We start from the raw sequence: 26,282 nt of genomic DNA on the forward strand, positions 1-26,282 counted from the left end.
CGCCATGGAGACGCTCGGCCATCTCGCCCACGGATTTTCGGTCGCTTTCTCGCCGACGAACCTGCTGTGGTGCCTGGTCGGCACCACGCTCGGCACGGCCATCGGCGTGCTGCCCGGCCTCGGGCCGGCGCTGACGATCGCGCTGCTGCTGCCGATCACCTACCAGGTGGCGCCGGAGGCGTCCTTCATCCTGTTTGCTGGCATCTATTACGGCGCCATGTATGGCGGCTCGACGACCTCGATCCTGCTCAACACGCCGGGCGAAAGCGCCACCATCGTCACCGCGCTGGAAGGCAACAGGATGGCCCGCTCGGGTCGCGGCGGCGCGGCACTGGCGACCTCGGCGATCGGCTCCTTCGTCGCCGGCACCATCGGCACGATGGGCGTCGCCTTCCTGGCGCCGGTGGTGGTGAAGTTCGCGCTCGCCTTCGGGCCGGCCGAATATTTCTCGCTGATGGTGCTTGCCTTCATCACGGTGTCGGCGGTGCTCGGCTCGTCCTCCGTGCGCGGCCTCACCAGCCTGTTCATCGGCTTCGTCATCGGCATGATTGGCGTCGACCTGCAGACGGGACAGCCGCGCTTCACCTTCGGCATGAACGAACTGCTCGATGGCGTCGATGTCATCATTGCCGCGGTCGGCCTGTTTGCCGTCGGCGAGACGCTCTACATGGCCTCGCGCCGCTATGCCGGCAAGGACGAGATCGTGCCGCTCAAGGGCTCGCTCTACATGACCGCGGCCGAATGGGGGCGCTCGTGGAAGCCATGGCTGCGCGGCGCTTTCATCGGCTTCCCGATCGGCGCCATGCCTGCCGGCGGCGCCGAGATCCCGACCTTCCTGTCCTACGCCATCGAAAAGAAGCTGTCGAAGCACAAGGAGGAGTTCGGCACGGTCGGCGCCATCGAGGGCGTTGCCGGACCGGAAGCCGCCAACAATGCGTCTGCCGCCGGCGTGCTGGTGCCGATGCTCACCCTTGGCCTGCCGACCTCGGCGACCGCCGCAATCATGCTGTCGGCCTTCCAGAGCTACGGCATCAATCCGGGACCGCTGCTGTTGACGACGCAGGCCGATCTGGTCTGGGGCCTGATCGCCAGCCTGTTCATCGCCAACGTCATCCTGGTCGTCCTCAACCTGCCGCTGATCGGGCTGTGGGTACGGCTGTTGAAAATCCCGGCGCCGCAGCTCTATGCCGGCATCCTGGTGTTCGCCACCGTCGGCACCTACGGCATCTCGCAATCGCCGATCGACCTCGTCATCCTCTATCTCCTGGGGGCCGCCGGCTTCCTGATGCGGCGCTTCGATTTCCCGACCGCGCCGGTCATCATCGGCATGATCCTGGGGCCGCTTGCCGAAACGCAGTTCCGCCGGGCGATGACGATCTCGAACGGCGACTGGTCGGTGTTCTACACCCACAAGCTGTCGCTGGTGCTGCTGATCCTTGCCTTCATCGGGCTCGCCGGTCCGCATATCTGGGCCTTCATCGAGCATCGGCGCCGGCGCGGACCCGAGCATGTGCCGGGCGATGCCTGAGCGACCTGGAGCATCATGACCGATCTGCTTGCCGGCATCCGCATTCTCGACCTGACCAATGTGCTGGCGGGCCCTTATTGTGCCTACCAGCTGGCGCTGCTCGGCGCCGATGTCATCAAGGTCGAGACGCCGCAAGGCGGCGATCTGGCGCGCCAGCTCGGCGCCTCGCCGGCGCTCAACGAGGCGGGGATGGGCGCGTCGTTCCTGGCGCAGAATGCCGGCAAGCGATCGGTGGTGCTGGATCTCAAAAGCGAAGCCGACCGCGAACGCTTCCTCGATCTCGTCGCCTCCGCCGATGCGCTGGTCGAGAACTTTCGACCGGGCGTGATGGGGCGGCTGGGGCTTGGCTATGAGGCGCTGAAAGCGGTTCGTCCGGGTCTCGTCTATTGCGCCATATCGGGGTTCGGCCAGACCGGGCCGATGCGCGACAATCCGGCCTACGACCAGATCATCCAGGGGCTGTCCGGCATCATGAGCATCACCGGCACGCCGGAGACCGCACCCTTGCGGGTCGGCTATCCCGTCGCCGACACGCTGGGCGGGCTGGTCGGGGCCTTCGCCATCGCCGCGGCGCTGGTCAAGCAGAAGACCTCGGGCGAGGGCGCGTTTCTCGATGTCTCGATGCTCGAATGCACGCTGTCGGCGCTGGGCTGGCCGGTGTCCAACTATCTGACCGCCGGCGTCGAGCCGCAGCCGATGGGCAATGAGAACATGACGGCTGCGCCCTCCGGCGCGTTTCGCACCGGCGACGGCCTGCTCAACATCGCCGCCAACAAGCAGGAGCAGTTCGTCACGCTTTGCCGGCTGATCGGCCAGCCGGAACTGGCCGACGATCCGCGCTTTGCCGAGCGCGAGACGCGCAAGCAGAACCGCGCTGTGCTGAAGGTGCTGATCGAGACGGCCTTGGCGAGCGCCTCGGCCGCAGGCTGGGAGGAAAAATTCAACCGCGCCGGCGTGCCGGCGGGCCGGGTGCTGACGATCCCCCAAGTGCTTGGCGAGCGCCAGGTGGTCGAGCGCGACATGACCACGCGTTTCCAGGGTCTGCCCGGCATGGCGCAGCCGCTGACCGTGGTGCGCGGCGGCTTCATGGTCGATGGCGCGGCACCCTTGCCGGTCCTGCCGCCGCCTGTGCTGGGCGAGCATATGGACGAGGTTTTTTCCACCCTGCCGCCGCGCGCCAGGAGAAGCGCGTGAGCGAGAGAAAAACCGGCCGCGAACGCGGCGAGGAATGGTGGCAGACCGGCATCATCGAGATGAGCCCCGGCATTATCCGGCTGCGCGGCTATGAAATCCAGGAGCTGATCGGCCGCGTCAGCTTTCCGGCCACGATCTGGCTGATGCTGCGCGGCGAATTGCCGAGCGAGGAGCAGGCGGCGCTGCTCGGCATTGCGCTGGGGGCGGCCGTCGACCACGGGCCGCAGGCGCCGTCGATCGCCATTGCCCGCATGGCCATCACCTGCGGCGTCGGCATCAACAGCGCCATGGCGTCCGCCGTCAACGTGCTGGGTGACGTGCATGGCGGCGCCGGCGAACAGGCGCTGTCCTTCTATGGCGACATTGCCGTGGCACTTGACCAGGGTGTTGCGCTGGACCAAGCCGTAGCCGCACGGCTCGACCGTTTCTTCGCCGAGGAGAAAGGCTATGTGCCGGGATTTGGCCATCGCTTCCACCCGGTCGATCCGCGCGCGCCGCGCCTGATCGCAGTGACGCGCGAGTTTGCCGCGCGCGGCGTCGTCAGCGGACGCTTTGCCGACATCGCCGAGGCCGTCGAATCAGAGGTGGCACGGCGCAAGGGGAAGAAAATACCGCTCAACATCGACGGCGCCACCGCCGTCATCTATGGCGAGCTCGGCTTTCCGCCGCCGTTGACGCGCGGCCTGTTCGTGCTCTCGCGCTCGGTGGGCATCCTGGCGCATGCATGGGAACAGTCGCAGCAAAGCGAGCGCAACAAAGGGCCGCTGCCGCGCGAATGGCTGTGGGCCTATACGGGCACGCCGCTGCGGCCATTTCCCGCTGAGGGGGATGAGGGTCCCGCTGAAGGGGACGAGGGCAAGTGAGGTTGGTCAGGCCGGGTCCGGCACTGCCGGCTGAGGCGGCGCCAGGTTGGCCATCAGCGTCGAGAGATCCGGCTCATCGATGAGCAACGCCGCGTCCTGCGGCTTGAGCCATGCCCGCTGGCGGCTCTTGGCCTCCTGCCAGTTGGCCAGTTCCTCGGACACCTCCAACAGATAGACGACGACGTCGACGCGCACGAAATTGTGCTCCAGCCGTTTCCAGTAGGAATAGCTGCCGGCCGGCGCCTTGCGGGTCTTGCCGAGCACGCCGGCTTCTTCGCGCGCCTCGATGGTGGCGGCCTTGCGCCCGCTCTTTCCTTTCATCGGCCAGCCCTTGGGCACGATGAACCGCTTCGTCGCTCGCGACGTCACCAGCATCACTTCGAAATTGCCTGAAACGTCCAGGCGAAAGGGAATGGCGGCGACCTGGCGAATGCGTTCGCCTCGCCTTGCCTTGCGTACCGCCTTTTTCTTGGTCGTCGCCATGTGCTGAAAATCCGGTCGGCGGGCGCACCGCCGCACGCCGCCTGCAAACCCCTGATATGCCCGCGAGGCAATGAGGCATTTTTAGTAAATAAGTCGACTAAGTAAATCGCAAGCGACCGATATCAACGGCAAACACGCACAATCTGGTTGTTGACGATCTGAATCGGACAAGCTTGCCGGACGACGGGCACTTCGGGGCGCGGCTGCGGCACGATCCGACGGTCCTGCTCGCGATATTGCTGCTGTTGTTGCTGGAACTGCTGCCGCTGCAGGCTGTTGCGCAATTGCTGCAGCTGGTTCTGCTGGATCAGCCGGTTGGCGCTGGGATTGACGGACTGAGCCGCAGCAGATTGCATGATGCCGGCGAGCGTTGCCGCCGCCAGCATTGCCGACATGAGAACTGTCGATAGGCGAAGCGTCGACATCAGTTCATTCCCGTACAGATATAACCTCCTCTCTATATAGGGCGTTCGTCTCGATCTGCCATGGGCCGGTCTGCCATGGGCCGATCTGCCACGGGTTGGCGAAATCCCTGAGGAAGCGGCCCGGCCGCACTTGACAGAAAAGATCGATTGACCGCTCTATCGGGCGCGGATCTCGGCCTCAATCGCGGCTGACTCGAGGCACAATCGGGAGCATATTGATGAAAAGCAGGCAAGTATATTTCGCGGCGCTACTGGGCAGCATCTGTATTCTTGGCCCGGTGGCAGTCGCGGCGCAAACCAAGACCGACAAGGCGGCGCCTGCCGCCGCAGCGCCCGCCCCTGCTGCCGGCCCGACATTGCCTGGCGGCGCCTCGGCGCTGTCCGAGACACATGGCGACTGGACGGTCAATTGCCAGGTAACCGGCACGGCCAAGGTTTGCAGCCTGTCGCATCAGCAGTTCAACAAGCAGTCCAACCAGCGCCTGCTGGCCATCGAGCTGTCGAGCAAGAGCGGCGAGGATGCCGCCGGAACGCTGGCGCTGCCGTTCGGCCTGGCGCTCGCCAAAGGCGTCAGCCTGACCATCGACGACCAGAAGCTGGAAGGCAGCCTGCCGTTCAACACCTGCCAGGCCGTCGGCTGCCTGGTGCCGGTGGCGTTCGATGCCAGCGTCACGCCGCTGCTCAAGGCAGCCACCACGCTGAAGATCGACGCCTTCGCGGCCGACACCGGTCAAGCGGTGAGTTTCACCATCCCGCTCAACGGCTTCGGCGGCGCACTGGCACGGACCGCGGAACTCTCGGCGGACTGAGCAGCGAGCGCGCGGCTACTCAACCTCGCGCAGCCGGTACCCCACGCCGGTCTCGGTGGTGATGTAGCGCGGCTGGTCGGGTGATTTTTCGATCTTCTGCCGGAGCTGGCGGACATAGACCCTGAGATACTGCACGTCGGTCGAATCGCCCCACACCTGCTTCAGAAGGAAATGGTGGGTCAGCACCTTGCCGGCATGCTGCACCATAATACGCAATATGTCGTACTCCTTGGGGGAGAGCTTTATCTCCTTGCCTTCGACCTTGACGATGCGCTTGACCAGGTCGACGCTGAGATCGCCGGTGTGGAACACCGGCTTTTCGCCCTGCTGCTGGAATTTGTGGCGCAGCGCGACGCGGATGCGGGCGACCAGCTCGTTCATGCCGAACGGCTTGGTGATGTAGTCGTCAGCGCCGAGTTCGAGCGCCGCGACGATGCCGGCTTCGTCGGTGCGGCTGGACAGGATGACCACGGGCACGTCGAGGCCGTCGCCGCGCCATTTCCGCAGGAGATCGAGGCCACCCATGCCGGGCAGGCCGAGGTCGAGCAGGATCAGATCCGGCTTTTGTGCATCGACGAGTTCGATCGCAGCGTTGGCGTTGGGCGCTTCGCTGACCGCATAGCCCTGGCTGCCGAGGCCGACGCGCAGCAGTTTGCGGATCGGCGGCTCGTCGTCGACGACCAGTATGCTGACGTTGGAATTTGTCATGCCGGATCACCAGAGTTTTGCCCGTCCGCGTTCCGTTCGTCCAGGCCGGGCGATCGTGCCGGCTTCGGCATGCGGATGGTGAAGACCGCGCCTTGGCGATCGCTGCGGTTCGCCGCCATGATCGTGCCGCCCATCGCCTCGATGAAGCCCCGGCAGATCGACAGGCCGAGCCCGGTGCCGGCCTGGACCTGATCGCGCTTGCGCACCCGGTAAAAGCTGTCGAAGACGCGCTCCAGGTCGGCGGGCGGAATGCCCGGTCCCTCATCCATGATCTGCAGCGCGACGGAGCCATTGTCGGCCCAGCCCTGCAGCCGGATTGTCGATCCCTGTGGCGCGTATTTCGCGGCATTGTCGAGCAGATTGAACAGCATTTGTTCGAACAGCACGGGATCAAGCTTCAGCATCGGCAGGTCGGCCGGAATATCAACCTCGGTCTTGTGCCCGGCAGTGATCTTGCGTGCCCGCTGCAAGGCCGAGCCAACGACATCGCCGACATAGTGCAGGGCGAAATTCGGTTCCATGGCGCCCGATTCAATCTTGGTCATGTCGAGCAGATTGGCGATGAAGCGGTTCAGCCGTTCGGACTCGTCGAGCACGGTGGTCAGCAGCTCGGCCCGATCGTTCTCGGGCAGTGCCGGCGCAAATTCCCTGAGCGTGCCGGCCGCGCCCATGATGGCCGCCAGCGGCGTCTTCAGATCATGCGAGATCGACGTCAGCAGTGCCGAGCGCAAGCGGTCGGCCTCGGCCGCCAGCCTGGCGCGGTCGACATCGGCGACCAGCTGGATGCGCTCGATGGCAACCGCCGCCTGGTCGGCCAGCGCGTCGAGCAGGCGCTGTTGCTCGGGCGTCAGCAGCGGGCCTTGCTTGTCATTGTCGAGGCCGACGACGCCGACGGCCGTGCGTGCGGTGCGCAAGGGGAGGTAGAGGCGTTTTGCCCCGGGCAGGGTATCGGCGCCACGGCCGGCAGCCCGGTTGTGTTCCCAAGCCCAGCGTGCAGCCGCGATGTCGGCCTCGGCCAGCGTGTCATCGGGGGGATAACCGGCCTTGACGGTGATCGTGCCTTCTTCCGGCAAAAGCAGCACCACGCGCAGCTTCAGCATCGAGGCGATCTGGAAGGCTGTGGCCCACAAAACGTCGTCGAGCGTGCCGGCGCCGGCGAGCTTCTTTGAAAAGAGGTAGATGTCCTCGGTGGCCCGGGCGCGTGAACGGGCGGCGGCTGCCTGACGCTGCACACGCGCCGTCAGATTGCTGGCGATGACGGCAACGACGAGGAAGACGGCGAAGGCAACGATGCTCTCCGGATCGCGGATCGTCATCGTGTAGCGCGGCTCGAGAAAGAAGAAGTTGAAGGCAATGGCGCTGAGGAAACAGGCGTACAGCGCCGGCCACAGGCCAAAGGTCACTGCCGATGTCAGCACCGCCAGCAGCAGCACGCTGGCAAGGTTGCGAACGTCGAGGAACTGATCGAGGACGGCGCTGACGGCAAGCGCGCCGGCTACATAGACGGTCGAGAAAAGATAAGGCCAGATTTGAAATGGCGTCTGCTCGGCCGCCGCCTTGACCCTCGACGTGGCCTCGTTGTCGCGCTCCGTTCCTGAAATGACATGGACGCTGATATCGCCGGCATTGCGGATCAGATCGTAGGTGAGCGAACCCTCGATCAGTTCGCGCCAGCGCGAGCGGGTCGGCCTGCCGACGACGATATGGGTGAAGTTGTTGGCCATGGCGTGGCGGACGATGTCCTGGGCGACGTTCTGGCCCGGAATGGTCGTCACCTCGGCGCCGAGCTGCTCGGCCAGGCGCAACAGTGTGGCCAGCCGGTCCTTGTCTTCCTCCGACATGGCGGCCGAACGCGGCGTGTCGACATGCAGCGCCGTCCACGGTGCGCGCAGCCGGTCGGCCAGCCGGCGCGCATAGCGGACACGAGACGCTCCGCCCGGACGCGCATCGACGCAGACGAGCACCCTTTCGCCCGCCGCCCAAGGGCCGGGAATCGCGTGCGACTGCATGTGGTTGAGCAACTGCTCGTCGACGCGCTGGGCGGTGCGGCGCAGCGCCAATTCCCGAAGCGCGGTCAGATTGCCCGGCGAGAAATAGTTTTCGACTGCGCGCTGGGCAGTGTTGGGGAAATAGACCTTGCCCTCTTTCAGCCGCTTGATCAGGTCGTCGGGCGTGAGGTCGATGATCTCGATGTCATCGGCCTGGTCGATGATGGAGTCCGGGACCGTTTCGCGCACCCTGACCCGGGTGATCTGCGCCACCACGTCATTCAGGCTCTCGACATGCTGGATGTTGAGCGTGGTGTAGACATCGATGCCGCGCGTCAGGATTTCCTGGACGTCGAGATAGCGCTTGGGGTGGCGGCTGCCTGGCGCATTGGTGTGGGCGAGTTCGTCGACGAGCACCAGCGCCGGCCGGCGGGCGAGAATGGCATCGATGTCCATCTCGTCCAGCACGCGGCCTCTGTAGTCGACCTTCTGGCGCGGGATGACCTCGTAGCCTTGGACCAGCGCCAGGGTTTCCTTGCGGCCGTGGGTTTCGACGATGCCGATGACCACGTCGATGCCGTCGGCAAGCATGGCGCGGCCGGCCATCAGCATTTCGTAGGTCTTGCCGACACCGGGTGCAGCACCCAGAAATATCCGCAGGCGGCCGCGCTCTTCCCGTTCCGCATGCTCGAGCAGCGCGTCCGGAGAGGGTCTGGTATAGTTGCTTCTGGCGTCCGGCATCAGGCTCGATCATGAACGGCGCCGAGGATCGTGTCGATCCCCGGCCCCTGGCTTCAGAGATTGTCTCTCACTGCTTGGTATCGTCCAGTGCCAGGTTGAGCGCCAGCACATTGACGACCGGCTCGCCGAGGAAGCCGAGTTCGCGGCCTTCGACATGGCTGTCGACAAGCGCCTTGACCTTGGCTTCGTCGAAGCCCCTGGCCTTGGCCACCCGAGCGACCTGGAAATAGGCGGCGTCCGGGCTGATGGCGGGGTCGAGGCCGCTGCCGGACGTCGTCACCAGATCCATCGGCACCGGCTGGTTCGGGTTCTCCGCCTTCAGCTTTTCGGCGTCGGCCTTGATGCGGTCGATCAGCTTGGGGTTGGTTGGACCGAGATTGGAGCCGCTGGACGCCGCGGCATTGTAGCCGTCGCCGGCGGCCGAGGGCCGGCCGTGGAAATATGTGTCGCCGGCAAAGCCCTGGCCGATCAGCTCGGAGCCGATGACCGTGCCATTCTTCTCGATCAGGCTGCCATTGGCTTGATGCGGAAACAGCGTCTGGGCGATGCCGGTCATCCCCAAGGGATAGATCAGGCCGGTCAGGACAGTAAAAAAGACGATCATTGTGATTGCGGGGCGTATCTGGGAGAGCATGGAGATATCCTTAAGCGAGGCCGAGGCCGGTGACGATCATGTCGATCGCCTTGATGCCGGCGAACGGAACGATGATGCCGCCGAGGCCGTAGACCAGGAGGTTGCGGCTGAGCAGCGCGCCGGCGCCGATGGCGCGGTATTTGACGCCTTTCAGCGACAGCGGGATCAGAGCGATGATGATCAGCGCGTTGAAGATGATGGCCGACAGGATGGCGCTCTGCGGCGTCGCCAGATGCATGATGTTGAGCGCTTGCAGGGGGCCGATGGTATGTCCCGGCGCAACGTAGAAGACGGCAAACATGGCCGGGATGATGGCGAAATATTTGGCGACGTCGTTGGCGATCGAGAAGGTCGTCAGCGAGCCGCGCGTCATCAGCAGCGCCTTGCCGATCTCGACGATCTCGATCAGCTTGGTCGGGTCACTATCGAGGTCGATCATGTTGCCGGCCTCGCGGGCGGCAACCGTGCCGGTGTTCATGGCGACGCCGACATCGGCCTGCGCCAAGGCCGGCGCGTCGTTGGTGCCGTCACCGCACATGGCGACCAGCTTGCCCTTGGCCTGTTCGTCGCGGATCAGCTTCAGCTTGTCCTCGGGCGTGGCCTGGGCGAGGAAATCGTCGACGCCGGCTTCGGCTGCGATCGCCGCCGCAGTCATCGGATTGTCGCCGGTGATCATCACGGTGCGGATGCCCATTTTGCGCAGTTCGGCAAAGCGCTCGCGGATACCACCCTTGACGATGTCCTTGAGGTGGACGACGCCGAGCAGGCGGCCGTCACGCTCGACGGCCAGCGGCGTGCCGCCCGACTTGGCGATCTCGTCGGCGATCGCCTGGAGATACTTGACGGTGTCGCTGCCGGGGCGCGTGCCGTGAGTGGCCGATGTCGACTGGCTGACATAGGCGAGAACCGAATCGACGGCGCCCTTGCGCACCGACGAGCCATCGATGTCGACGCCGCTCATCCGGGTCTGCGCGGTGAAGGGCACGAAGCTGGCATGCAAGGTTGCCATGTCACGGGCGCGGATGGCGTATTTCTCCTTGGCCAGCACGACGATCGAGCGTCCCTCAGGCGTCTCGTCGGCGAGCGAGGCGAGCTGCGCGGCATCGGCCAGTTCCTGTTCGGTGACGCCCTTGACCGGGCGGAATTCGGTGGCCTGGCGGTTGCCGAGCGTGATGGTGCCGGTCTTGTCGAGCAAAAGCGTATCGACGTCGCCCGCCGCTTCGACGGCACGGCCGGACATGGCCAGCACGTTGAAGCGCACCAGGCGGTCCATGCCGGCAATGCCGATGGCCGACAGCAGGGCGCCGATGGTGGTCGGGATCAAGGTGACGAACAGCGCGACCAGCACCGTCACCGGGATATAGCCGCCGGAATAGGAGGCAAAGCTCGGGATCGTGGCGGTGGCCAGCACGAAGATCAGCGTCATGCCGACGAGCAGGATGTTGAGCGCGATCTCGTTGGGCGTCTTCTGGCGCGAGGCACCCTCGACCAGCGAGATCATGCGGTCGAGGAAGGTGTGGCCGGAGGCGGCTGATATGCGCACGCGAATCCAGTCGGACAGAACCTGCGTGCCGCCGGTGACCGCCGAACGGTCGCCGCCGGATTCGCGAATGACGGGTGCGGACTCGCCGGTGATTGCCGCCTCGTTGACCGAGGCCACGCCTTCGATCACTTCACCGTCGGACGGGATGATGTCGCCGGCTTCGACCAGCACGATGTCGCCAACCTTCAGGCTGGTGCCGGGCACCAGCTTGAACCTGGAGCGGTCTTCGCCGGCAAGCAGCTTGGCCTGGGTTTCGGTGCGCGCCTTGCGCAGCGAATCGGCCTGCGCCTTGCCGCGGCCTTCGGCGACGGCCTCGGCGAAGTTGGCGAACAGCACGGTGAACCACAGCCAGATGATGATCTGCAGCGTAAAGTCGAAATCGCCGCCGCCGGTGGCGATTTCCTTGACGAACAGGACCGTGGTAAGAAGCGAGACGATGGCGACGACGAACATCACCGGGTTCCTGACCAGCGTGCGGGGGTCGAGTTTCCTGAAGGCGCCGCCGATGGCCGGCCACAGGATGCGGGCATCCATGATGCTCGCGGATTTGGACTGGCTCATTTGGTGGCTCCAGTATCTGAACTGTTGGCCGGCACCGACCGATCGGATGCCGAAAAGAGGGGCGGCGGACCATAGGCCAGCAGCCAGATCACGATCATGACTGCCGCGAGGCCGAGGAAGGTAGATACGCTGGGGAAGGGAGGGGGCGTTTCCTCCCCCTCATTGCCGGCTCGTGGGCCGGCTCGCGGCCGGGCCTTCATGCGTTTTGGGTAGAACCAGGACATGACAAGCCTCAGAATGTCTGGCCGTTGATGGCAGCCAGGTGCTCGACGATCGGTCCGATCGCCAGTGCCGGGAAGAAGGTCAGGCCGACGACGATCAGGATGACGCCGACGAGCAGGCCGACGAACAGCGGGCCGTCGGTCGGGAAGGTGCCGGCGGAAGCCGGAACCGTCTTCTTCGTCGCTAGCGAGCCGGCAATGGCAAGCGCTGGAATGATGACGAAGAAGCGACCCACCCACATGGAGATGCCGAGCGTGATGTTGTACCAGGGCGTGTTGCCGGAAAGGCCGCCAAAGGCCGAGCCGTTGTTGGCCGCCGCCGAAGTGTAGGCATAAAGAACCTCGGAGAAGCCATGCGGACCGCCATTGGCCATCGAGGCGACGGCGCTTGGCAACACGACCGCTATTGCCGTGAAGACCAGCATGACCAACGGCAGAGCGAGGATGGCGAGCATTGCCATCTTGACCTCCTTGGCCTCGATCTTCTTGCCGAGATATTCGGGCGTGCGGCCAACCATCAGGCCGGCGACGAACACGGTGATGACGATGAACATGACGATGCCGTAGAAGCCGGCGCCGACGCCGCCGACGATGACTTCGCCGAGCTGCATGTTGAGCATCGGGATCAGGCCGCCAAGTGCTGTGAACGAGTCATGCATGGCGTTCACCGCACCGCAGCTCGCAGCCGTGGTGATGACGGCGAATAGTGCCGAAGCGGCAATGCCGAAGCGGCTCTCCTTGCCTTCCATGTTGCCGCCATCGATGCCCAGCGCATGCACCAGCGGATTGCCCGCGGCTTCCGCCCAGTAGCAGATAACGACGCCGGCGATGAACAGCACACCCATCGTGGCCAGGATCGCCCAGCCCTGGCGCTGGTTGCCGACCATGCGGCCGAAGACGTTGGTGAGTGCAGCACCCAGCGCGAAGATCGTCACCATCTGGATCATGTTGGAGATGGCGTCGGGGTTTTCGAAAGGATGCGCGGCATTGGCGTTGAAGAAGCCGCCGCCATTGGTGCCGAGCATCTTGATGGCGACCTGCGAGGCGACCGGCCCAAGGGCGAGCGTCTGCTTGGCGCCCTCCAGCGTGGTGGCGTCGACATAAGGCCCGAGCGTCTGCGGCATGCCGAGCCAGACATAGACAAGGGTGAGCACGATGCTGAGCGGCAGCAGGATGTAGAGCGTGCAGCGGGTCATATCGACCCAGAAATTGCCGATCGATTTGGCCGAGGCGCGGGCGAAGCCGCGGATCAGCGCCACCGCAATGGCAATGCCGACGGCGGCCGACATGAAGTTCTGAACAGTCAGGCCGGCCATCTGCACGAGGTAGGACAACGTGCTTTCGCCGCCGTAATTCTGCCAGTTGGTGTTGGTGACGAAGCTGACGGCAGTGTTGAAGGCGAGATTGGGTTCGACCGATGCCATCCCGGCCGGATTGTAAGGCAGGACGCCCTGCAGGCGTTGCAGAAAGTACAGCACCAGGAAGCTGGCAAGGCTGAAGAAGATGATTCCTGCCGCGTAGGTCGTCCAGTGCTGCTCCTCGCGCTCGCTGGTTCCCGAAATGCGGTAGAGGCCGCGCTCAACGGGCCCGAGTATGGGCGAGAGAAAGGTGCGATCGCCATTGAAGACGCGGTACATGTAGCCGCCGAGCGGCTTCACCAGCAAAACGACGATCCCGCAATAAACCAGGATCTGTATCCATCCGTTGAGTGTCATGGGTTTCCGTGCCTTGCTTCAGAAGCGTTCTGGGCGAACGAGGGCGTATGTCAGGTAGACGAGCAGGAACAAGGTCACGCCGCCACCGAGGATGTAATCGACAAGCATGGTGCGATCCTTCCGCTTAAAGAGCGTCGCAAGCTTTGATGTAGGCGAGGGAAAGACCGAAGAACAAAACCTCGATCCCGATGACGACGATGTCCATTTGTGTTGGTCCTTGCTTCTGCTTGTATTTGGCGCCAGCGACTGGCGAGCCAGAAATTCCATGAGAACGGCCCGCCGTAACTCTGGGGTCACGGCGTCCGCAGCGTTTTGCTCGAGATGGAATATGGACCCGATCGCCATAAAGGTTCGAGACGGGGCCGGGAGGAAAGATATAAAATTCCTATAAAGATTTCCGGGAGATGGCTCCGTTCCGGGCCGCTAGAAACCGACGCCATGATATCGCGACCCCTCTTGCGGCGGCTCCGTCTTTCGAAACAATGGGAACGCAAAACGAGGGAAAAACAGATGCTCGACATGGCACCATCGAAACAGGCGGCGACATGGCTTTGCGCGCTTGCACGGGCGCTGGAAGCTGATGACGCCGAGGCGGCCGCCAACCTGTTCGTCGAGGATTGCTACTGGCGCGATCTGCTGGCTTTCACCTGGAACATCACCACGATGGAAGGCCGCGGTGCGATCCGCGACATGCTGCAAGCGACGCTGGCGGAAACGAAGCCCTCACACTGGACGCTGTCCGGCGAGGCGACCTCGGATGAGGGCACCGTCGAGGCCTGGTTCACGTTCGAAACGGCGGTCGCGCGGGGCGAAGGGATTGTGCGCCTTACGGACGGCCGCTGCCGGACCTTGTTCACGGCGGTGCGTGAGCTCAAGGGGTTCGAGGAACAAAAGGGACCGGCGCGGCCGCTTGGTATCCGTCACAAGGCCGATCCGAAGCGCGAAACCTGGGCGGAGGCGCGGGCGCGCGAGACGCGCGACCTCGGCGCCACCGAGCAGCCCTATTGCCTGGTGATCGGCGGCGGGCAGGGCGGCATCATGCTCGGCGCGCGGCTGAGGCAGCTCGGTGTGCCCACCATCATCATCGAGAAAAATGCGCGCCCCGGCGATTCCTGGCGCAACCGTTATCGCTCGCTCGTGCTCCACGATCCGGTCTGGTACGACCATCTGCCCTACATTCCGTTCCCGGAGAACTGGCCGGTGTTCACGCCCAAGGACAAGATGGGCGACTGGCTGGAGATGTACACCAGGGTGATGGAGCTCAACTACTGGGTCGCCACCAAATGCCTCAGCGCCAGCTATGACGAGGCCGAGAAGGTGTGGACTGTGGTGGTCGACCGCGTCGGCCGGCAGATCACGCTGAAGCCGAAGCACATTGTCTTTGCCACCGGCGCCTATGGCCCGCCACGCCAGATCGCGCTGCCCGGCGCCGAGACCTTCAAGGGCGAACTCCTGCATTCCAGCCAGTATGCAAGCGGCGAGAAATTCCGCGGCAGACGTGTCGCTGTCATCGGCGCGGCAAGCTCGGGGCACGATGTCAGCGTCGACCTCTGGGAGAGCGGCGCAGACGTCACCATGATCCAGCGGTCGCCGACGACAGTGGTGAAATCCGACACTCTGATGGAAGTCGGCTTCGAGATCTTCTCGGAAAAGGCTTTGGCGCGCGGCATCAGCACCGACAAGGCCGACCTGATCGTCGCGTCCACGCCGTTCGCGCTTGTACCCAAGAGCCAGCGGGATCTTTACGAGGTGATCAAGGCACGCGACGCAGACTTCTACGACCAGCTACGCGCCGCCGGCTTCGCCATCGATTTCGGCGAGGACGAGACCGGGCTGTTGATGAAGGCCTACCGCACCGGCTCCGGCTACTACATCGATGTCGGCGCCTGCGAACTGATCATCAATGGCGAGATCAAAGTGAAGAGCGGCGTCGGCATCAGTTCATTGACGCCGACCGGCATCCTGTTCGACGACCGCAGCGAGCTGGCCGTCGATGCGATCGTCGCCTGTACCGGCTACCAGTCGATGAACGAGACCGTGGCGGCCATCGTCTCGCGCGAGGTCGCCGACAAGGTAGGGCCATGCTGGGGCCTCGGCTCCGGCGTCAAGGGCGATCCCGGTCCTTGGCAAGGCGAGCTGCGCAACATGTGGAAGCCGACGGCCCAGGACGCGCTGTGGTTCCACGGCGGCAATCTGGCGCTGTCGCGGTTTTACTCGAAATATGTGGCGCTGCAGATCAAGGCGCGGATGGAAGGGATTGCGACGCCGGTGTTTGGGGCGGTGAGTAATTCGGGGTAAGGTTCGACCCCCACTCCGTCGAGCTTCGCTCGACACCTCTCCCCCGATCGACGGGGGAGAGGAATGGCGCGAAGCGATTCCAGCTGGCGCCTTTCCTCTCCCTCCGGAGGGGGGAGAGGTGGCTCGGCGAAGCCGAGACGGAGTGGGGGAAGGCGGTCCTCAAACGCGCCGCCGAAAGACAGACCATCTCCCATGAAGGGGAGACCAGCTAATCGTGCCTACGCCCGAAATGCCGTGCCGCGACCTCGACATGCGTATGGTGCGTGTGGGCCTCGAAGCGCTCGGTCTCGTTGTGGTCGGCGGCTTCGTTCGGCCACCAGACACCACCCACGACGATGCCGTCCGATGTGAGCCGCTGATCCGCGATCAGCGCCGCACCGACCGCATCGACGAAGGTAAAGCGCCCGGGGCGCAGTCTCAGCACCGCGACATCGCCGACACCGCCAACTTTCAGCGTCCCAAGCTCCGGCCTGGCGATCGCCTCGGCTGGCCTTTGCGTGGCGGCGCGCAGCACCTCGACCAGCGGCATGCCCAGCGCCATTAGCTTCGACATGCAGACCAGTATGTCGAAGGCCGGACCGTCGACGCAATAGAGATGCACGTCGCTGGAGATGACGTCGGGCGCGAGGCCCTCGGCCAGCATCGCTTTCGCCACGGCGAAGTCGAACGATCCCATGCCGTGGCCGATGTCGAAGATGACGCCGCGTTCGCGGGCCAGCCGCATGTCCGGCCGCACCGCGCCGGAGGCGAAGACCGGCGCGTTGGGGAACGGGCGAAAACAGTGCGTGAGGATGTCACCCTTGCGCAGCCGCGGCAGCACTTCGGAGCGGCCGGGCGGCGGCTCGTCTATATGCGCCATCAGCGGCAGGCCGGCCTGGTCGGCGGCTTCCAGCGCGAGATCGACCGGCGCGATGCCGCTGGCGCCGCCGGCATGCTTACCGGAGCGCACTTTTACGCCGACGACGACATCGGCGTGCTCGCGCACCGCAGCCACCGTCTCGCGTGGCTCGCAGAGCCTGAGATCGCTGCATTCGCCGACAGAGACGCTTTGCGAGAAGCCGAATATGCCGGCAAAGGAGATGTTGACATAGGCCAGGATGCGCACCTTCGAGCGCTCGATGACATGGCGGCGAAAGCCCAGAATATTGCCGGCGCCGGCGCTGCCGGCGTCGATGAAGGTGGTGGTGCCGCTCTTGGCCGCCAGCCGGTCGGCATCGACGCCAAGCGAGGTGCCGCCCCAATAGACATGGCTATGCAAATCGATGAGGCCGGGCGTGACGATGCAATCACGAGCGTCGACTATCTTGGTGGCGTGCTCGGCATCGATCGCCGCCTCGATGGCCACGATGCGTCCGCCCGCAACGGCGACATCGCGCGGCGCGTCCAGGCCCGAGGCCGGATCGATCAGGCGGCCGCCCTTGATCAGGAGATCGAACTGCATCGGCGCCTGCCTCTCTTTGTTTCGGGGCATGATCTTTGGACAAAACGGTTTCCGTTTGTCGAGAAAACCGGTTTCCACTTTTCGGGATCATGCCCCGACTGGTCAAACCGGCCGGTAAGCGACGGCTTCGACCTCGATCTTGATGTCGATCATCAGCCGCGATTCGACCGTGGTGCGGGCCGGCGGATTTTTCGGGAAGTGCTTGGCGTAGACGGCATTGAAGGCGCCGAAGTCGCGCGCGTCCTCGAGCCAGACCGTGGTCTTGACGACATCGTCCATGGTGCAGCCGGCCAGCGCGAGTGCTGCCTTCACATTCTGCAGCACCTGCTCGGTCTGCTCGGTGATGCCGCCCTTGACCACGATGCGGTCGCTGTCGACCGGCACCTGACCTGAGATGTAGACGAAATCCCCGGCGCGCACGGCCGGCGACAGCGGCACGTGGGATGTTCCAAAACACTCTTTAGGCAAGTGAAACTCCTGTTCAGAATGGCGGGCCGCGCCCCGTTTTCGACGACCGCTCTACGCCTGTCCCGGTGATCCTCATAGGGGGCTTTTTGGAAAGCAGCATTTTTCCAAACGCGTGTTGCTTTATCAGCGGACCGCCAGCATCTTGCGCGTCGCATTTTGCCGACAGGAGATTTCAATGACCTTCGACAAGAACCCGTTTCCAGAGGGCGATGCCGATCGTCACGCGCTCTGGGAAATGCTGGTGCGGCGCGACATCGACGCCTTTATCGGTCAGGACTGGTCGATGGTCGAGGATGATTTCCTCGCCGACAGCTTCTTCGGCATGCATGCGCATTTCCTCAGCGATGCCGACGCTTGGCGTCTGCAATTCCCGAGCCTTGCCGTCTATCGCGACGAATGGCTGCGCCAGGCCAAGGAGACGGCGGCGGCCAGATTCGCCGAGCCGCTGCGCGAGGCGCTGTTTCGCGTCACCAACATGCGCGACATCGACGTCGATGGCGACCGCGCCGTGCTGCACAAGAAGTTCAACGGCTCGGTGGCCAAGGCCGATGGCAGCGTCGACAAGCTGAAATGGCAGACGCTGTATTTCTGCAGGAAGGTGGCGGGCCACTGGAAGATCGGCGGCTTCGTCGGCTACATGCCGCATCCCTTGGGGATCTGAGTCTTGCCGCTTATGCTATTGCCGGCCTTCGCGCACGAAGACGTCCGCTTCCGGGCTGCAGCTGTAAAAGCTCGCCAACCGAACCCACTCGAGCTCAAGCGAGTTGAACGGGACAGGTTCGTCCAACAGGGCTAGCGGGAGCGGTGGTCGAACACAACCGCCATGGTCTTACCAATTGCCGCCATGACGACGAGTTCGACGAGATCGTCGTCGCTGTCGACACAGGTTGGATCCATGCGGCGGATGGCGTCGAGCGCCGCCCTGGTCGAGACGGTATCGCCGGCGCGGAATCTGGAAAGCGCAGAGGAAACAAGGTTCTGGGTTGTCACGTCGATGACAGGTACGCTCTGCACTACGTTCATGGCTTCCTCCTGCCAAGAACCCTCTCCCGAAGGAAATAATACGCCGAACGGCGTCGTGCGCCAGCGGAATCGTGGTCCGACCAGATTGCCTGGAGGGCACGTTTGCGTGTTTGATAGGATCGAGCCCACAGCATCCAGGACCGGACATGAAACTGTACTTCAGCCGCAATCCCAATCCGCGCCTCGCGGTTGCAACGGCACGTCATCTGCAGGCCAAGGTCGAGTTTGAGTTTGCGGCACCCATGGCGCCCGGGCAGGCTGAGCGGTTTCGTCAGCTCAATCCCAATCTTAGCCTGCCGATATTGGCATGGCCGGGCGGCAGCCTGTGGGAAGCCGACGCCATAGCCTGCCTTCTGTCGCGCGAAGCGGGTTCGGATTTCTGGCGCGGCGGCGGCGACCAACCCGACATGATCCGCTGGCTGAGCTGGGGCAAGGAAAATTTCGTCCGGGCCTGCGACACCGTGCATTTCGAGCGCGGAACCAAGCAGCGCTACGGGATTGGGCCTGTCGACCAGGGCAAGGTGGAGGAGGGGCTGGCGGAGTTCCGCATCGCGGCAGCGATTCTCGAGGCGGAGCTCGCCAAGCGGCCATGGCTTGTGGGCAAGTCGCTTTCCTATGCCGATTTCCGCATGGCGACGTTTTTGCCGTTCAACGATGCAGCCGGCCTGCCGCTGGCGGACTATCCCTCTGTTCTGGGTTGGTATCGCCGGCTCGAAGCCATCGATGCCTGGCGCGATCCCTTCGACGGGCTGGAAGCGCCGCTTCTGCCGCCGGTCAACTCCGCTTGATGTGCCTTCCCTTTGGGCAGATGGGCTGATGTGTGGCGCTTTGGCAGCATAGGTGTGGAACAGCGGGCGAGTTGCCATGGCGCGCTCGACGGCTCGCGGCCGGGTTGATAAGCCCTGTCCGCAAGGAGAGTCGTGACATGACCGTAGCCATCGAGATGGGACAGACGACGGCGGGTGCGTCGGCGGCGCTCGACCTTGAGGAGCTGCTGGCGACCCGGCTTCTGGTGCAAGGCAATTCCGGCTCCGGCAAATCGCACCTTTTGCGCCGGCTCCTGGAGCAGAGCGCGCCCTGGGTGCAGCAGACCATCATCGACCCGGAAGGCGATTTCGTTTCGCTGGGCGACCATTACGGCCATCTCGTCATCGATGCCGAGGAGCATACGGAGCGTGGCCTGCAAGCAGCCGGCGAGCGGGCGCGCATCCACCGCGTCTCCACGGTGCTCAATCTCGAAGGGCTCGATGCCGAGAACCAGATGCGGCGCGCCGCTGCCTTTCTCGGCGGGTTGTTCGAGGTTGCCCGCGAGCATTGGTATCCGATGCTGGTGGTGGTCGACGAAGCGCAGCTGTTCGCGCCCGCCGTGGCCGGCGAAGTGTCCGACGAGGCGCGAAAGCTCTCGCTCGGCGCCATGACCAATTTGATGTGCCGCGGCCGCAAGCGCGGCCTTGCCGGCATCATCGCCACGCAGCGGCTGGCAAAGCTCGCCAAGAATGTCGCGGCGGAGGCGTCCAATTTCCTCATGGGCCGTACCTTCCTCGATATCGACATGGCGCGCGCCGCCGACCTTCTGGGCATGGAACGGCGTCAGGCCGAGGCGTTTCGAGACCTGGAGCGCGGGCACTTCATGGCGTTAGGCCCAGCGCTGTCGCGCCGTCCGCTGGGCGTGCGCATCGGCCAGACCGAGACCAGCCCGCGCAACGGTACGCCGCGGCTGATGGCAATGCCGGAAACAGCGCTTGAAGACGCGCGCGCCATCATCCTGGCGGCGCCGCCGCCCGAGACGATGCGCGCGCCGCGCCGGATGGCGTCGCCGGAGCTGCTCGACCAGCTGATGGCGGCCAAATCGGCGGCGATGGAGATCCGCCCGGAACCTGCGGAACCGGCGGTAAGCGCCGAGGATATCGCCGACCGGCGAGAGCGGGTGGACCGTGTCCTGCGCGCCATCCTGGCGCAGCCCGATGCGGGTTTCCGCGTCATCGGCGTGCTTTATCAGGAGTTCGTCGTCCGCTGCCGCATCGAAGGCCTCGCTTCGGTGGTGCCGGACCTCTCAGAATTCCGTCGCATGCTGACGCGCGCCCGCGCCGGGCTCGGCGCCGACATGGCAGGCGATGACGCCTGGCAGGACGTTTCCGTGCGCGCCTCGCTGCTGCCCGAGGACATGCAGGGCGTGTTCATGATGATCGCCCGCGCCGCCAAGGAGGGCTGGCCGTGCCCGAGCGACGCGGCGATCGCGCGCGCCTACGGCTCGCATTCGCTGCGGCGCGCCCGGCGGCTGCTCACCTATATCGAGGAGCAGGGCCTCATCGTCTGCCAGCTCGACGGCACCGGCCGCCGCACGGTGACGCTGGTCGAGCTCGCCTGGGCGACGGCGCCGGGCGACCCCAATGCCGCGGAGGCGGAACAGGGCAGCCTGGCGCTGTGAAAGGCGAACAGGCAGCTACCTGACTTGCTTGCGCGGTTCTGAACAAGATGTGTTTCGCCGATCGGTGCGCGACGATTTATGATGGGTTTCCGAGAATCGCAGAACGGTTCGGGCGGGAGGGTTGTCCGGTGCGGTTGAAATCTCTGGCTGTCTTTGTCTTTGGCCTCCTCGCCATCGCCGGCATCGCCTTGACGATGTCTGCCCGGTCTTTTGCCGCGTCCTCCGATTTACCGGCGTGGCTGCAGGCCCACGTCGGCAATGACGACGGCGAGATTTCGCAAGTGGTGCTGGAGCGGGCGCGCGCGCTTTACCTGAAGAAGGTCGCGCAAGGCGCTGTCCACAATGGCTGCTATTTCGCCATGGATGCGACGCGCCCCGGCGATCTCGGCAATGGCGTGCTGGGGCGGCGCTACTACGTCATTTGCGAGGCCAAGCAGTCGTTCAGGGCGATCTCGTCGGGCCATGGCGGCGGCCGCAATCTGAAGGGCGTGGTCGATTTCTCCAACGGGAAGCGCTGCGCGAAAAACTTCGGCAATGCGCTGGACTCGTCCTTGACGACCGGCGGCGCCTATATGACCGGCGAGGCAAAGACCTCATTCAAGGGTTTTTACCGCATCGGCGCAAAAAAGGACCAGGCGCTGCTGCGCACCTTCATCCAGTTCGACGGCGAGGGCGAGACGGCGAATGCCAGGCAGCGGGTGATCGGCGGCCACGCGGCGCGGCTGTTGCGCGGCATGTGCCTGCGCAAGAACCCGAACAGCTCCTATGCCGACCATGACGGCTTCGTCCCATACGGCAAGCTGGTGGATTACGCCGGCGGCCGCAGCAATGGCTGCACCAGCTGGTCGCCGTCCGACGCCGACCAGATCATTTCGATGGTGAAGAGCAATCCGACGACGCTCTATATCTACCCGGAATCGCGCGACATCGCCGCCGTTGGTAAATCGGGCGCCTATTGGAATGCGTCCTGCCTGAAGGAGATCGGCAAGCCGAAATTCTGGCCGCGAAAGAGCCTTGAGCCGATCATCGCGCAATACGCCAAGGACAACCCGCCACCGCCGCCACAACCGTTGCCGATCTGCACCGGGCCGTGAGGGATGAGTCCTCGGCTCGGCATTGTCGGCGGCGCGGACTGGCTGGGCGGCGCCGCCGATCCGATGGGCTCTACTGATTGATCTCGGGTTCGACGAGCTTTGCCAGATTGCGCAGCGACTCCTGCCAGCCGAGATAGCAGGCTTCGGCCGGAATAAGGTCCGGAATGCCGGCCTGCGTGATGTCGAGTTCCGTGCCGACCGACACTTTCTTCAGGAGCACGGTCACTTCGATCTGGCCGGGCAAATTGGGGTCGTCGAACCTGTCGGTGTAGCGCAGGCGCTCGCCGGGAACGAGTTCGAGATATTCGCCGCCGAAGGAATGGCTGCCGCCCGTCGTGAAGTTTCGGAACGACATCTTGAAGGCGCCACCGACTTTCGCGTCGAAGCTGTGCACGGTGCAAGTGAAGCCGTTCGGCGGAAGCCATTTCGCCAGCGCGTCGGCTTCTGTGAATGCGCGGTAGACCTTCTCCGGGCTGGTCGTCAGAACGCGGTGCAAACGTACGGTGCTTGGCATCTCTTCGGTATCCTTTGTGGTTTCGTTGTTCGATGCCCCAAGGACGGGTGAACTTCACCCGGTCCGACATAGCCTGTCAAATTTTCTTGAGCCCTTTGCCGGCAGCCATCCGCCCGCGACTTCGAGTCGCCGCCTCAGGCAGGCGGTCGTGTCGCGTCAAATTGCATGAATCATTGACAGGTTGCCTAACCTTTCGGCGCGGATCTCACAATTTATTAAAATTGTAAGTCTCTCCTACAAAGTTGTATTAGGATCAGCTTAACGCCTTCGGCATTATCTATTAAATGATGGGCGACGATCTCCTTGGTGTACTATAGAATGATTCCCTGGAACGACGGATCAATTTAAGAGTTGATCCGAAATGGTCGCTCGAAGGTTGTCGAACGACCAAGGCAGCATGCGCAAGGAGTGTCGGAATGACCACAGTCCTCAACGCCAAAGGCATTCCACTTCCCTATACCGGCGCTTCCACCCATTGGTTCTCGGCGACTGGAGGCGCGCCTTACCGCTACGGCACCTCGGGCAACGATTCCTTCTGGGGCGACACCAACGTCAAGGTCACCATGTATGGCGGCGCGGGCGACGACTATTACCATCTCTATTCGACGATCAACAAAGCGGTCGAGAACTACGGCGCGGGCGTCGACACGATCGATACCTGGATGAGCTACAAGCTGCCCGCCAATTTCGAGAACCTCGTCGTCACCGGCGACGGCCACTATGCCTTCGGCAATGCTCAGGACAACATCATAACGGGCGGCGCTGGCAGCCAGACGCTGGACGGCGGCAAGGGCAATGACGTGCTGATCGGCGGCGCCGGCGCCGACACCTTCATCATCACCAAGGGCAATGGCAGCGACCTTATCTCCGATTTCGGCGCGACCGACACGGTGCGCCTCAACGGCTATGCCTTCACCTCGTTCGAGGCCGTCCACGCCAATATGGTCCAGGTGGGATCGAACGTGCAGCTGAACCTCGGCTCGAGCGAGGTGCTGGTGTTCCACAACACCACGATCGACAAGTTTCAGCCCGGCCAGTTCGAGCTGCCGATCGACAAGACCGGCATGACGCTGTCGTTCAACGACGATTTCAACACGCTGAGCCTGTGGAACGGCCAGAGCGGCATCTGGGATTCCAATTTCTGGTGGGGGGCGCAGAACGGCAGCTCGCAGCCCCAGAACGGCGAGCTGCAATGGTATATCGACGCCAATTATGCGCCGACCAGCTCGGTCCATCCGTTCAGCGTCGCAAGCGGCGTGCTCACCATAACCGCGGCGCATGCGCCCGACGACATCAAGCCGCTGATCAACAATTACGAGTACACTTCCGGCATACTGACGACGCACGACACCTTCTCGCAGACCTATGGCTATTTCGAAATGCGGGCCGATCTCCCGGAAAATGCCGGCGCGTGGCCGGCCTTCTGGCTTCTGCCCGAAGACGGTTCATGGCCCCCGGAACTCGACGTGATCGAAATGTATGGGCAGAACCCGAATGCGCTTCTCATGACCGCGCACACAAATGAGACGGGAACCCACACCACGGTCGGGTCGACGGTGAATGTCTCCAACACCGACGGCTATCACACCTATGGCCTGTTGTGGACGCCGGACAAGCTGGTCTGGACCTATGATGGCGTCCAGGTCGCGGAAGCGGCGACGCCGTCCGATATGAACAAGCCCATGTATATGCTGGTCGACCTTGCGGTCGGCGGTCAAGCCGGCGCGCCGCCCGACCATCTGGCGACGCCCGCGCAAATGAAGATCGACTATATCCACGCCTATACGCTGAACGATTTGCAGCAGAGCCATCTGAGCACGACAGCCGAGCACGCGGTTTAGATGTCACGGGACCGCGCGCCACTCAGGGATGCGGCCATCGGCCTGCGCCCGGTTTTCCTGCGCGGCATCGCCGATATCGGCATCTTTTCGTTGCTGATCAACATCCTGCTCCTGGTGATCCCGCTCTATCTGCTGCAGGTCTATGACCGGGTGTTGCCGTCCTCCAGCGTCGAGACGCTGCTTTATCTCTCGGCCATGGCGGTCCTCGCGCTCGCCTTCCTCGGCCTGCTGGACGCGGTCCGCGCCATCTACGCGCAACGTGTTGCGGCCACCGTCGACCAGAAACTGGGCGCGCGGACATTCGCCGCCTCGCTTGGCGCCAGACATGCCGGCAGCGGGCTGTCGCCGCTGAACGACCTTGCCACGACTTGCGCCTTCATCAGGTCGCGCGGCGTGGCGGTGTTGTTCGACCTGCCGTTTGCGCCCGTCTTCCTGGCCTTGCTCTATTTCATCCATCCCGTCCTGTTCTGGCTGACGCTCGCCGGCGCCGTGCTGCTGTTTCTCTTGGTCGTGGCCAACCAGCTTGCCATCGGCAGGAACGATGCCATGTCGGCGGAACGCTCGGCGGTGGCCAGCCAGGCGGAGCAGGCCTTCGCCCGCAACACCGACACGCTGCGCGCCATGGGCATGGTGCAAAATGCCGCCGCGGTCTGGGGACAACACGTTGCTGAGGCGCTGACCCTGCATGACCGTTCCGGAAGCGCCAATGCGATCTTCAGCGCGACGTCGCGGGCGCTGCGCATGATGCTGCAACTGGCGATCCTCGGCGCCGGCGCGTGGCTGGTGCTACAAGGGCAGATGACCGCCGGCATGATCTTCGCTTCGTCGCTGGTGTCGTCGCGCGCGCTGCAGCCGCTCGACCAGCTGATCGGATCCTGGCGGCAGATCGTCGACGCCAAGCGATGCTGGAAGCGGCTGGACACCGCCCTTGCGGCGCAACCAGCGCAGGGGCGCAAGCTCGCACTGCCCGATCCATTGGGCGCGATTTCGGTGCAGGATCTGTTCTTCATCGCGCCGACTGCGGCTTTCGGCACTGAGCCCATCCTCAAGCGGTTGAATTTTGCCATCGGCGCCGGCGAAGCGGTTGCGATCGTCGGCCCGAGCGGGGCCGGCAAATCGACGCTGGCGAAATTGCTTGTGGGCGCGCTGCAGCCGACCGGCGGCGCGGTCAGGGTCGACGGCGCCGACCTGAGGAGCTGGGACGAAACCCAGCTTGGCAGGCATATCGGCTATCTCGCGCAGGAGGTGGAGCTTTTCCCGGGATCGATCGCGCAAAATGTCGCCCGCTTCGAACCCGACGCCGATGACGCCGCGATCGTCGAAGCGGCCAGGCGCGCCGAGGCGCATGAGCTGATTCTCACGCTGCGCGACGGCTATCAGACCATGATAGGCCCGTCGCATACCGTGCTGTCGGGCGGCGAGCGCCAGCGGATAGGGCTGGCGCGCGCCTTCTACGGCAAGCCACGCATGCTGGTGCTGGACGAGCCCAACGCCCATCTCGACGGCAGTGGGGAGGCGGCGCTCGAAGGGATGCTTTCGGCCGCGCGAAGTGTAAGCGTCACGACAGTCGTCATCACGCATCGCCCTTCGATCGCCGCGGCCTGCGACCGCGTCATGGTCCTGCGCAACGGCATGGTCGAAGCTTTCGGCCCTGCGAGCGAGGTGCTGAGGCAACCGGCGGCCGGCAAGGCCGGGAGCGCGGTGGTGACAGGCTCGTTCGTGCCGACCGTGCGCCCGCACAGCGTCCGCTTCGGGTCATAGA

The 26,282-nt window shown here is 64.2% G+C and carries 23 protein-coding genes; 11 read left to right on the forward strand and 12 right to left on the reverse strand.

Translation table 11 applies throughout. The features are described from left to right. Positions 1–4 precede the first annotated feature (4 nt). Genes NKJ57_RS00840 through NKJ57_RS00850 form a run of 3 tightly spaced genes read left to right on the forward strand, consistent with a single transcriptional unit; the run spans position 5 to position 3,585 of the window. Positions 5–1,528, forward strand: coding sequence for a tripartite tricarboxylate transporter permease (locus NKJ57_RS00840; protein WP_023669720.1), 1,524 nt, complete (start codon positions 5–7; stop codon positions 1,526–1,528). A gap of 15 nt (positions 1,529–1,543) precedes the next feature. Continuing rightward, the gene (locus tag NKJ57_RS00845) at positions 1,544–2,722 is read left to right on the forward strand and encodes a CaiB/BaiF CoA transferase family protein (RefSeq protein ID WP_352510301.1); all 1,179 of its coding nucleotides are present in this window, start codon (positions 1,544–1,546) and stop codon (positions 2,720–2,722) included. Further along, positions 2,719–3,585 (forward strand): citryl-CoA lyase, encoded by an 867-nt coding sequence (locus NKJ57_RS00850; RefSeq protein WP_031196006.1) that lies wholly within the window; start codon positions 2,719–2,721, stop codon positions 3,583–3,585. The genes NKJ57_RS00845 and NKJ57_RS00850 overlap by 4 nt, the downstream gene beginning before the upstream one ends. Positions 3,586–3,591: 6 nt before the next feature. On the opposite strand, the gene NKJ57_RS00855 is transcribed toward NKJ57_RS00850, so the two are convergent. Together NKJ57_RS00855 and NKJ57_RS00860 are read right to left on the reverse strand one after the other, a co-directional pair. After that, a complete protein-coding gene (locus NKJ57_RS00855; RefSeq protein WP_023669717.1) occupies positions 3,592–4,068 on the reverse strand; it encodes an NUDIX hydrolase in 477 nt (158 codons plus the stop codon). A gap of 122 nt (positions 4,069–4,190) precedes the next feature. Further along, positions 4,191–4,493 carry a hypothetical protein gene (locus NKJ57_RS00860; RefSeq protein ID WP_023683090.1) on the reverse strand — a complete coding sequence of 101 codons (303 nt, stop codon included), beginning with the start codon at positions 4,491–4,493 and terminating at the stop codon, positions 4,191–4,193. A gap of 218 nt (positions 4,494–4,711) precedes the next feature. Between NKJ57_RS00860 and NKJ57_RS00865 the strand changes: the two genes are divergently transcribed. Then, positions 4,712–5,302: an invasion associated locus B family protein gene (locus tag NKJ57_RS00865; RefSeq protein WP_023669715.1), complete on the forward strand. Its 591-nt coding sequence runs from the start codon at positions 4,712–4,714 to the stop codon at positions 5,300–5,302. Between the two features lie 15 nt (positions 5,303–5,317). On the opposite strand, the gene NKJ57_RS00870 is transcribed toward NKJ57_RS00865, so the two are convergent. From NKJ57_RS00870 to NKJ57_RS00895, 6 genes are all read right to left on the reverse strand, one after another. Then, a complete protein-coding gene (locus NKJ57_RS00870) occupies positions 5,318–6,010 on the reverse strand; it encodes a response regulator transcription factor (RefSeq protein WP_023669714.1) in 693 nt (230 codons plus the stop codon). Beyond that, on the reverse strand, positions 6,007–8,739 hold the full coding sequence (locus NKJ57_RS00875; RefSeq protein ID WP_352510302.1) for a DUF4118 domain-containing protein: 2,733 nt from the start codon (positions 8,737–8,739) through the stop codon (positions 6,007–6,009). Before NKJ57_RS00875 ends, NKJ57_RS00870 begins: the two co-directional genes overlap by 4 nt. Before the next feature lie 67 nt (positions 8,740–8,806). Beyond that, complete coding sequence (gene kdpC / locus NKJ57_RS00880) at positions 8,807–9,373, reverse strand: potassium-transporting ATPase subunit KdpC (protein WP_352510303.1); 567 nt, start codon at positions 9,371–9,373, stop codon at positions 8,807–8,809. A 10-nt stretch (positions 9,374–9,383) separates the two neighbouring features. Further along, entirely contained in the window at positions 9,384–11,477 is a 2,094-nt protein-coding gene (gene kdpB / locus NKJ57_RS00885) for a potassium-transporting ATPase subunit KdpB (protein WP_352510304.1), read from the reverse strand. A gap of 232 nt (positions 11,478–11,709) precedes the next feature. Further along, complete coding sequence (gene kdpA, locus NKJ57_RS00890) at positions 11,710–13,413, reverse strand: potassium-transporting ATPase subunit KdpA (protein ID WP_352510305.1); 1,704 nt, start codon at positions 13,411–13,413, stop codon at positions 11,710–11,712. A gap of 18 nt (positions 13,414–13,431) precedes the next feature. Continuing rightward, positions 13,432–13,521 (reverse strand): K(+)-transporting ATPase subunit F, encoded by a 90-nt coding sequence (locus NKJ57_RS00895; RefSeq protein WP_023669708.1) that lies wholly within the window; start codon positions 13,519–13,521, stop codon positions 13,432–13,434. Positions 13,522–13,923: 402 nt separating this feature from the next. Here NKJ57_RS00895 and NKJ57_RS00900 point away from each other — a divergent pair, with 402 nt between their 5' ends. After that, a complete protein-coding gene (locus tag NKJ57_RS00900; protein ID WP_352510306.1) occupies positions 13,924–15,711 on the forward strand; it encodes a flavin-containing monooxygenase in 1,788 nt (595 codons plus the stop codon). A 208-nt stretch (positions 15,712–15,919) separates the two neighbouring features. Here NKJ57_RS00900 and NKJ57_RS00905 read toward each other — a convergent pair whose 3' ends face one another. After that, a complete protein-coding gene (locus NKJ57_RS00905) occupies positions 15,920–17,152 on the reverse strand; it encodes an amidohydrolase/deacetylase family metallohydrolase (RefSeq protein WP_023710832.1) in 1,233 nt (410 codons plus the stop codon). Positions 17,153–17,254: 102 nt separating this feature from the next. Further along, the gene (locus tag NKJ57_RS00910) at positions 17,255–17,620 is read right to left on the reverse strand and encodes a RidA family protein (RefSeq protein ID WP_023707576.1); all 366 of its coding nucleotides are present in this window, start codon (positions 17,618–17,620) and stop codon (positions 17,255–17,257) included. Between the two features lie 175 nt (positions 17,621–17,795). Between NKJ57_RS00910 and NKJ57_RS00915 the strand changes: the two genes are divergently transcribed. Continuing rightward, positions 17,796–18,281 (forward strand): hypothetical protein, encoded by a 486-nt coding sequence (locus tag NKJ57_RS00915; protein WP_023669704.1) that lies wholly within the window; start codon positions 17,796–17,798, stop codon positions 18,279–18,281. A gap of 131 nt (positions 18,282–18,412) precedes the next feature. Here the strand turns inward: NKJ57_RS00915 and NKJ57_RS00920 are convergent, their stop codons facing one another. Then, on the reverse strand, positions 18,413–18,643 hold the full coding sequence (locus NKJ57_RS00920) for a hypothetical protein (protein WP_023726475.1): 231 nt from the start codon (positions 18,641–18,643) through the stop codon (positions 18,413–18,415). A 146-nt stretch (positions 18,644–18,789) separates the two neighbouring features. Between NKJ57_RS00920 and NKJ57_RS00925 the strand changes: the two genes are divergently transcribed. The 3 genes from NKJ57_RS00925 (at position 18,790) to NKJ57_RS00935 (ending at position 22,165) form a co-directional block, all read left to right on the forward strand. Further along, positions 18,790–19,431: a glutathione S-transferase family protein gene (locus tag NKJ57_RS00925; RefSeq protein WP_352510307.1), complete on the forward strand. Its 642-nt coding sequence runs from the start codon at positions 18,790–18,792 to the stop codon at positions 19,429–19,431. A gap of 137 nt (positions 19,432–19,568) precedes the next feature. Further along, a complete protein-coding gene (locus tag NKJ57_RS00930; RefSeq protein WP_352510308.1) occupies positions 19,569–21,071 on the forward strand; it encodes a helicase HerA domain-containing protein in 1,503 nt (500 codons plus the stop codon). 128 nt (positions 21,072–21,199) lie between these two features. Beyond that, positions 21,200–22,165: a hypothetical protein gene (locus tag NKJ57_RS00935; RefSeq protein WP_023714109.1), complete on the forward strand. Its 966-nt coding sequence runs from the start codon at positions 21,200–21,202 to the stop codon at positions 22,163–22,165. Positions 22,166–22,235: 70 nt separating this feature from the next. On the opposite strand, the gene NKJ57_RS00940 is transcribed toward NKJ57_RS00935, so the two are convergent. Then, positions 22,236–22,679, reverse strand: coding sequence for an SRPBCC family protein (locus NKJ57_RS00940; protein WP_352510309.1), 444 nt, complete (start codon positions 22,677–22,679; stop codon positions 22,236–22,238). Positions 22,680–23,095: 416 nt separating this feature from the next. Here NKJ57_RS00940 and eglC point away from each other — a divergent pair, with 416 nt between their 5' ends. After that, positions 23,096–24,520, forward strand: a complete 1,425-nt coding sequence (eglC, locus tag NKJ57_RS00945) for an endo-1,3-1,4-beta-glycanase EglC (RefSeq protein ID WP_023669698.1) — start codon at positions 23,096–23,098, stop codon at positions 24,518–24,520. Next, on the forward strand, positions 24,521–26,281 hold the full coding sequence (locus NKJ57_RS00950) for a type I secretion system permease/ATPase (protein WP_023707581.1): 1,761 nt from the start codon (positions 24,521–24,523) through the stop codon (positions 26,279–26,281). The last annotated feature ends 1 nt before the right edge of the window (position 26,282 follow it).

The sequence above is a fragment of the Mesorhizobium sp. M0077 genome, from assembly GCF_040322955.1.
In the GTDB taxonomy this organism is placed as follows: Bacteria; Pseudomonadota; Alphaproteobacteria; order Rhizobiales; family Rhizobiaceae; genus Mesorhizobium.